Source organism: Streptomyces coryli, from assembly GCF_011044975.1.
Lineage (GTDB): Bacteria > Actinomycetota > Actinomycetes > Streptomycetales > Streptomycetaceae > Streptomyces > Streptomyces coryli.
The window spans coordinates 1-7,424 of record NZ_JAAKZV010000327.1 but is presented as its reverse complement, the minus strand read 5'-3'; the positions used below and the strand labels follow the sequence as shown (position 1 = coordinate 7,424).

7 protein-coding genes are annotated in these 7,424 nt (G+C 70.0%); 4 read left to right on the top strand and 3 right to left on the bottom strand.

Going from position 1 to position 7,424, the window contains the following annotated elements; all coding sequences use genetic code 11:
- Positions 1 to 32: 32 nt before the first annotated feature.
- The 4 genes from G5C51_RS38115 (at position 33) to G5C51_RS38100 (ending at position 4,052) form a co-directional block, all read left to right on the top strand.
- Positions 33 to 1,382 (top strand): HD-GYP domain-containing protein, encoded by a 1,350-nt coding sequence (locus G5C51_RS38115; protein ID WP_165244847.1) that lies wholly within the window; start codon positions 33 to 35, stop codon positions 1,380 to 1,382.
- A 106-nt stretch (positions 1,383 to 1,488) separates the two neighbouring features.
- A complete protein-coding gene (locus tag G5C51_RS38110) occupies positions 1,489 to 2,493 on the top strand; it encodes a tetratricopeptide repeat protein (protein ID WP_165244843.1) in 1,005 nt (334 codons plus the stop codon).
- A gap of 71 nt (positions 2,494 to 2,564) precedes the next feature.
- Positions 2,565 to 3,191, top strand: coding sequence for a peptide deformylase (def, locus tag G5C51_RS38105; RefSeq protein WP_165244841.1), 627 nt, complete (start codon positions 2,565 to 2,567; stop codon positions 3,189 to 3,191).
- A gap of 123 nt (positions 3,192 to 3,314) precedes the next feature.
- Positions 3,315 to 4,052, top strand: a complete 738-nt coding sequence (locus G5C51_RS38100) for a D-Ala-D-Ala carboxypeptidase family metallohydrolase (protein WP_165244839.1) — start codon at positions 3,315 to 3,317, stop codon at positions 4,050 to 4,052.
- Between the two features lie 50 nt (positions 4,053 to 4,102).
- On the opposite strand, the gene G5C51_RS38095 is transcribed toward G5C51_RS38100, so the two are convergent.
- The 3 genes from G5C51_RS38095 to G5C51_RS38085 all read right to left on the bottom strand — a co-directional run.
- Positions 4,103 to 4,510 carry a hypothetical protein gene (locus tag G5C51_RS38095; RefSeq protein WP_165244837.1) on the bottom strand — a complete coding sequence of 136 codons (408 nt, stop codon included), beginning with the start codon at positions 4,508 to 4,510 and terminating at the stop codon, positions 4,103 to 4,105.
- Between the two features lie 168 nt (positions 4,511 to 4,678).
- Complete coding sequence (locus G5C51_RS38090) at positions 4,679 to 5,701, bottom strand: ribonucleotide-diphosphate reductase subunit beta (RefSeq protein ID WP_165244845.1); 1,023 nt, start codon at positions 5,699 to 5,701, stop codon at positions 4,679 to 4,681.
- Positions 5,683 to 7,424, bottom strand: a 1,742-nt coding sequence (locus G5C51_RS38085) for a ribonucleoside-diphosphate reductase subunit alpha (protein WP_165244835.1), incomplete at its 5' end; no start/stop codon positions are given. The genes G5C51_RS38090 and G5C51_RS38085, both read right to left, overlap by 19 nt.

Sequence of the window (7,424 nt, the reverse complement as noted above, 5' to 3'; positions counted from 1 at the left end):
CCCCTGCACACGCCGGACCGGTCATGACCACCATGCCCGCGGCCTCTCCCGCCTCCCTCATAGCCCCCCGGCTGATCGGCGCCCGCGCCCCGCGCACCGTCGTGTTCTGCGGTCTTGCGGCCGCCCTCATCACCGCCGCCGGGCTGCTGTCGACCCTGGCGCAGGGACTCGACCAGCCGCACGCCGCCCTCGCGTTCGGGGCCCTCATCGTCTTCGGCGAGCTCGTCGCCGCACGGCCCAAGGCGACCGCGCACCCCGAGCCCATCCCGGCCGGGCACGTGGTCGCCCCGATCGCGAGCGCCGGCTCGCTCGCGTACGCGCTGCTGGGGGAGTGCGCCGGGGAGGCGACGACGCACGGCGCGCTGCAGGTCGTCGCGGTGGTCTTCTCCGCCACGCTGCTCGGCAGCGTCCCGCACGTCGCCCGCGGCCGCGCCTTCGCCGTCGATCACCTGATCCGCCGCATCCTGACCGTCACCTTCGCGGCCACCCTGTTCCAGCCGCTGTTCAACAGCGGCCTGCTCGGCTCCGTCACCGGGCGCGGCCCGCTCTACGTCCTCTACCTGGTCACCGTCCTCGGCCTCACCTACCTCTGCGACGCCTCCCTGGCCGCCGCGCTCTCCCGGGCCCGCACCGGCTGGCCGTACGCGCCGCTGCTGCGCGACGAGGTCCGCGCGCTGCCCGGGGTGCCCATCGCCAGGTGCGCCACCGCCGCGGTCACCGCCATGGCCGCCGCCGTCGCCGGGCTGTGGGCGCTGCCGGTGTTCTGCCTGCCGCTGCTGCTCACCCAGCTGTCCATGCGCCGCTTCGCGGCCGTGCGCACGACGTACCGGCAGACCATCGCCTCACTGGCCCGCGCCACCGAGATCGCCGGCTACACCCCACCGGGCCATGCCCGCCGGGTCGCCTCGCTCAGCCGGTCCGTGGGGCGTGAGATGGGTCTCGCCGAGCGTGACCTGGATGTTTTGGAGCAGGCTGCTCTCATGCACGACATCGGTCAGCTCTCGCTCCTGGACCCGGTGCCCGCCGGGGCCACCGAGCCGCTCGCCACCGTCGACCAGCGCCGGATCGCGCGGCTCGGCGGTGCGGTGGTGCGCCAGACCGGCGTGGACAGCGCCGTCGCGGTCATCGTCGAGCGGCAGGCGGAGCCGTGGCGCGAGCAGCCGGTGGCGGCGCGTATTGTGCGTGCCGCGAACGCCTATGACGACCTGGCCAGAGCCGCTGACAGGTCACCCGGGACGGCGGGAAACCGCTTCGAGGGCCCCCTGAAGGCCCTGGAGCGGCTCCGGCTGTCCACGGCGTCCGATTACGACCCCCGGGTGGTCGCCGCGCTGTACCGGGTGCTCGCGCACGGTGCGCATGCATCGCGGGTAACCGATCGGTAAGAAGCGCCCGTACGGGAGGACATGGTTGGATGCGGGCATAGGCGATAGGAGACATGCTGGAAGCACGCGCGGCCGCCCCGGTCGCGCAGACGGCAGGCGGGACACGTTGAAGATCTTCGGCAGAGTGCGGCACCGGCCCTCCGCCTCGTGGCGGCAGGCGACCGACCGTGCCTTCACAATGATCGGCGACGGGCGCTACGAGGACGCCGGCGCCCTGCTGACGCGCGCCGCCGACCTCGAACCGTGGCTGAGCGAGTCGTGGTTCAACCTCGCGCTGCTGCACAAGTTCCGGCACGACTGGGAGCAGGCGCGCGCGGCCGGTCTACGGGCCGTGGCGCTGCTCGACCGGGAGGCCGGGGCCCCCGACTGGTGGAACGTCGGCATCGCCGCCACCGCGCTGCAGGACTGGCCGCTCGCGCGCCGGGCCTGGCAGGCGTACGGCCTGAAGGTGCCAGGCGTCGGCGCCATGGGCCGGGACAGCGCGCATCTGAACACCATCGAGCCGGTCGGCATGGAGCTGGGCAGCGCGGCCGTGCGGCTCTCGCCCGAGGGCGAAGCCGAGGTCGTCTGGGGCCGCAGGCTGGACCCCGCCCGGGTGGAGGTGCTGTCGATCCCGCTGCCGTCCTCCGGGCGGCGCTGGGGCGAGGTGGTCCTGCACGACGGCGTGCCGCACGGTGAGCGGACGACCACGTCGGGTGACTCCTATCCGGTCTTCGACGAGATAGAGCTCTGGGCGCCGTCCCCGGTGCCGACCTGGGTGGTGCTGCTCGAGGCCGCCACGGAGGCCGACCGGGACGCCCTGGAGGAGCTGGCGGCGGACGCCGGCTATGCCGCCGAGGACTGGTCCTCGTCGGTGCGGCTGCTCTGCCGGACCTGCTCGGAGTCCCGGATGCCGTCCGCCGAGGGCGGCGGCGGCCTGCTCGACCCGCACGACCACAGCGAGCCGGGCCACCCGGGCCCGCTGGTGCACCGCATGGAGGGCAGCCTGTGGGTGCCCGAGCGGGAGTGCGGCATAGCCGCGCCCGCCGGCCTCGTACGCGGGCTGCTGGACAGCTGGGCGGCGGACAGCCCGGACACACGGGACTGGCGGGATCTCGAAGAGGTGGGATAGCGGCACCTGGGTCAGTGCGGCCACGTACCCTTGGGGTGATTCACATACCGCACGGAAGGCGTACGACGGCGATGACCCAGCAGGCTGAGGAGCAAGTTAACGACGGGTTCGTCGTCGACACGGAGGACTGCGAGGAGCGCGAGACCGCTCATTGCGAGCGCGGCAACGCCCGTCCGATCACCGTCGTCGGCAACCCCGTCCTGCACCGCGAGTGCAAGGACGTCACGGACTTCGGCCCGGAGCTCGCCAAGCTGGTCGACGACATGTTCGCCAGCCAGCGGGCCGCGGAGGGCGTGGGCCTGGCGGCGAACCAGATCGGCGTCGATCTGAAGGTCTTCGTCTACGACTGCCATGACGACGACGGCGTCCGCCATGTCGGCACCGTCTGCAACCCCGTTCTGGTGGAGCAGCCCGCCGAGAGCCGCGTGCTCGCCGAGGGCAATGAGGGCTGCCTCTCCGTCCCGGGTGCGTATGCCGAGCTGGCCCGGACGGAGTATGCGGAGGTCACCGGCCAGGACGCCGAGGGCAATCCGATCAAGGTGCGCGGGACCGGTTACTTCGCCCGCTGCCTGCAGCACGAGACGGACCACCTGTACGGGCGGCTGTACATCGACCGGCTGTCGAAGCGGGACCGCAAGGACGCCCTGAAGCAGATGGAGGAGCGGACGCCGCGGTACGAGGTCGTGCCCAACGACTGAGGTTTTTCTTGCGTCTTGGTTGCGCCAGTGGTTCCGACCACTGGCGTTTCTTCTTCCCCGTTGACCCCGTGCGTGGCGCACGCGAGGCTCGGGGGCGTTACGCCCCCACCCCACGGAGGCCTCATGCACAGACGTGCGCTCAGACTTCTCCTCGCCATTGTCATGACCGCGACCGCGGCCATCGTCGGTACGGTCGCCACCGCCGGCACCGCACATGCCGACGAGTGCTACACGTGGAACCGCAACCTCGCCCGCGGCGCCACCGGATCCGACGTCACCCAGCTGCAGATCCGCGTCGCCGGCTGGGTCGGGTACGGCGAAGTCCTCGCCCTCGACGGCGACTTCGGGCCGGCGACGGAGGCGGCCGTCAAGCGCTTCCAGTCGGCGTACGGCCTGTCCGCGACCGGCACCGCCGGCTCGGCGACGTACAGCAAGATCTACTCGCTGCAGGACCCGGACTGCACGCCGATCCACTTCACGTACGCCGAACTGAACCGCTGCAACTCGGACTGGTCAGGTGGCGCCGTGAGTGCGTCCACGGCCAAGTACAACGCGCGGCGCACGATGTGGAAACTGGAGGCGATGCGGCGGAAGCTCGGTGACGTGCCGATTCAGGTGTCGAGCGGCTTCCGGTCCAAGGCGTGCAATGACGCGGTCGGCGGGTCGCCGACGAGTCGTCATATGTACGGGGATGCCGCGGACTTGGTCGGCAGTCCGTCGTTCTGCACGCTGGCCAAGCAGGCTCGGTATCACGGGTTCAACGGGATTCTCGGTCCCGGGTATCCCGGTCACAATGACCACGTTCACGTGGACGGCAAGAGTGGGCAGTACTGGTCCGCTCCCTCGTGCGGGATCGGCTAGCCGCAGCGAGACAGCAGGAAGGGGTGGGCCCACGGGCCCACCCCTTTCGCTCAGTGGTCGTTGAAGAATTCACTCTCGACGTAGTCGGACCAGTTACCGGTGCCCACGTAGTCGAGGACCACCGTTCCGTTCTCGTTCAGGTTGTACTTCGCGCCATCGCTGGCCCGGTGCGACTTGCAGGTGCCGACGCCGCCCGAGGCCGTCATGGAGTACGACGGGTCGCTGTAGCCGATCTCCATCACCGAGACGTAGGCGCTGGCACCGTTCGCCTTGGTGTCGCACACCGAGATGTAGTCGCCGTACTCCTCGACGTACACGCGTGCACCAGTGGTTTCGTAGATGTGGTCCCAGTCGATGCCCGGATCCGGGTAGGCGGATGCGGTGCCGGTGGACATCGTGAGGGCGGCGGCCGCCAGCGCGGTCGCACCCGCGAGTATCCGGCCGATTCGAAGCGTCACAGGATGGCTCCTTGAGGTGATGGGAGTTGTGAATCCGTTGCCGACGACAACTGATCAACTCGACCGGGACAGTAGTCGACCGGATGCTCAGGTGTCACAGCGTTATCACCCAGCGTTCAGTTACTGCAGCGCAGTTGGGACACAGCCGGTACGAGGGCGCCCCCTCGCCTAGAAGTCGTCATCGAACGAAACGGAGCCCTCGACGGCGACCTGATACGCCGACACCCGCCGCTCGAAGAAGTTCGTCAGCTCCTGGACGTTCTGGAGCTCCATGAAGGAGAACGGGTTTTCCGAGCCGTAGACCGGCTTGAAGCCCAGGCGGGCCAGGCGCTGGTCGGCGACGCACTCCAGATACGCGCGCATCGACTCCGTGTTCATGCCCGCCATGCCGTCGCCGCACAGATCGCGGGCGAACTGCAGCTCGGCCTCGACGGCCTCCGCCAGCATGTCCTTGACCTGCTGCTCCAGCGCGTCGTCGAAGAGGTCGGGCTCCTCCTCGCGGACGGTGTCCACGACCGAGAAGGCGAACTCCATGTGCATCGACTCGTCGCGGAACACCCAGTTGGTGCCGGTCGCCAGGCCGTGCAGCAGGCCGCGGCTGCGGAACCAGTACACGTAGGCGAAGGCCCCGTAGAAGAACAGGCCCTCGATGCAGGCCGCGAAGCAGATCAGATTGAGCAGGAAGCGGCGGCGGTCGGACTTCGACTCCAGCTGGTCGATCGACTCGACCGAGTCCATCCACTTGAAGCAGAACTGGGCCTTCTCGCGGATCGACGGGATGTTCTCCACGGCCGCGAAGGCCGCCGTGCGCTCGTCCGGGTCGGGGAGGTAGGTGTCCAGCAGCGTCAGATAGAACTGCACGTGGACGGCCTCCTCGAAGAGCTGGCGGCTCAGATACAGCCGCGCCTCCGGGGAGTTGATGTGCTTGTAGAGGGTCAGCACCAGGTTGTTCGCCACGATCGAGTCGCCGGTCGCGAAGAAGGCGACCAGGCGGCCGATCAGGTGCTGCTCGCCGGGGCTGAGCTTCGCGAGGTCGGTGACGTCGGAGTGCAGGTCCACCTCCTCGACCGTCCAGGTGTTCTTGATCGCGTCGCGGTAGCGGTCGTAGAACTCCGGGTAGCGCATCGGGCGCAGGGTGAGCTCGAAGCCGGGGTCGAGCAGGTTCTGGGTCTTCACTGGCAGGCCTCGCAGGACTCGGGGTTTTCCAGGGAGCAGGCGAGGGCTGCATCGGCCTCGGCCTGCTGGGGGACGGCTGCGCGGGCGGATTGCGCGATACGGGTCGCCGGGCGCGAGCGCAGGTAATACGTCGTCTTCAGGCCCGACTTCCACGCGTACGCGTACATCGAGCTGAGCTTGTTGATCGTCGGCGCGGCCATGAAGAGGTTCAGCGACTGCGCCTGGTCCAGGTACGGCGTGCGGGCCGCGGCCAGGTCGATCAGGGCGCGCTGGGGGAGTTCCCAGGCGGTGCGGTAGAGGTCTTTTACGGTCTGCGGCAGGTCCGGGAGGTCCTGGACCGAGCCGTTGGCCTCGCGCAGCGCCTCGCGGGTGGCCGCGTCCCAGCGGCCGAGGCGCTTGAGTTCGGCGATCAAGTAGGCGTTGACCTGGAGGAATTCGCCGCTCAGGGTCTCCCGCTTGAAGAGGTTCGAGACCTGCGGCTCGATGCACTCGTAGACGCCGGCGATGGAGGCGATCGTCGCCGTGGGCGCGATGGCGAGGAGGAGGGAGTTGCGCAGGCCGGTCTCCTCGACGCGGGCGCGGAGCGCCGTCCAGCGCTCCGGCCAGGTGACCGCCGCGTCCGGGTAGTGGTCCGGGTGCAGCACGCCGCGGGCGGCGCGGGTGCGGTCGTACGCCGGGTGCGGGCCGTGCCGTTCGGCGAGGTCGCAGCTGGCCTCGTACGACGCGAGCATGATGCGCTCGGCGATCCGGGTGGAGAGGGCCTTCGCCGCGGGGGAGTCGAAGGGCAGGCCGAGCTGGAAGAAGACGTCCTGCAGGCCCATCACGCCGAGGCCGACCGGGCGCCAGCGCTCGTTGGAGGCGGCGGCCTGGCGGGTGGGGTAGAAGTTGATGTCCACCACGCGGTCGAGGAAGGTGACGGCCGTGCGGACGGTGGCGTCGAGGGCGGCCCAGTCCATCTCGCCGGTCGGGCCGTCCAGATGCGCCGCCAGGTTTACGGATCCCAGGTTGCAGACCGCCGTCTCGCCGTCGTCGCTGACCTCGAGGATCTCGGTGCAGAGGTTCGAGGAGTGGATGACGGCGCCGGGCTCGGCGGTCTGGTTGGAGACGCGGTTGGCGGCGTCCTTGAAGGTCATCCAGCCGTTGCCGGTCTGGGCAAGGGTGCGCATCATGCGGCCGTAGAGCTGGCGGGCCGGGAGCTGCCGGTCGTAGCGGCCCTCCGCCTCGGCCTTCCGGTACGCGGCGTCGAACTCGGCGCCGTACAGGTCGACCAGCTCCGGGGCCTCGCTCGGGGAGAAGAGCGACCAGACCTCGTCGGCGGCCACCCGGCGCATGAACTCGTCCGGGATCCAGTGCGCGAGGTTGAGGTTGTGGGTGCGGCGGGCGTCCTCGCCGGTATTGTCGCGGAGCTCCAGGAACTCCTCGATGTCGGCGTGCCAGGGCTCCAGGTAGACGCTGGCGGCGCCCTTGCGGCGGCCGCCCTGGTTCACCGCGGCCACCGAGGCGTCGAGGGTCCGGAGGAACGGGACGATGCCGTTGGAGTGGCCGTTGGTGCCGCGGATCAGGGCGCCGCGGGAGCGGATGCGGCTGAACGGGAGGCCGATGCCGCCGGCGTGCTTCGAGAGCTTCGCGACCTGGTGGTAGCGCTCGTAGATCGAGTCGAGCTCGTCGAGCGGCGAGTCCAGCAGGTAGCAGGACGACATCTGCGGGTGGCGGGTGCCGGAGTTGAAGAGGGTGGGGG

What these genes read in the sequence shown, in the direction of transcription:
- def (WP_165244841.1), top strand. Translation starts at nt 2,565, where the DNA reads ATGACCCAGCAGGCTGAGGAGCAAGTTAACGACGGGTTCGTCGTCGAC.
- G5C51_RS38115 (WP_165244847.1), top strand. Translation starts at nt 33, where the DNA reads ATGCCCGCGGCCTCTCCCGCCTCCCTCATAGCCCCCCGGCTGATCGGC.
- G5C51_RS38100 (WP_165244839.1), top strand. Translation starts at nt 3,315, where the DNA reads ATGCACAGACGTGCGCTCAGACTTCTCCTCGCCATTGTCATGACCGCG.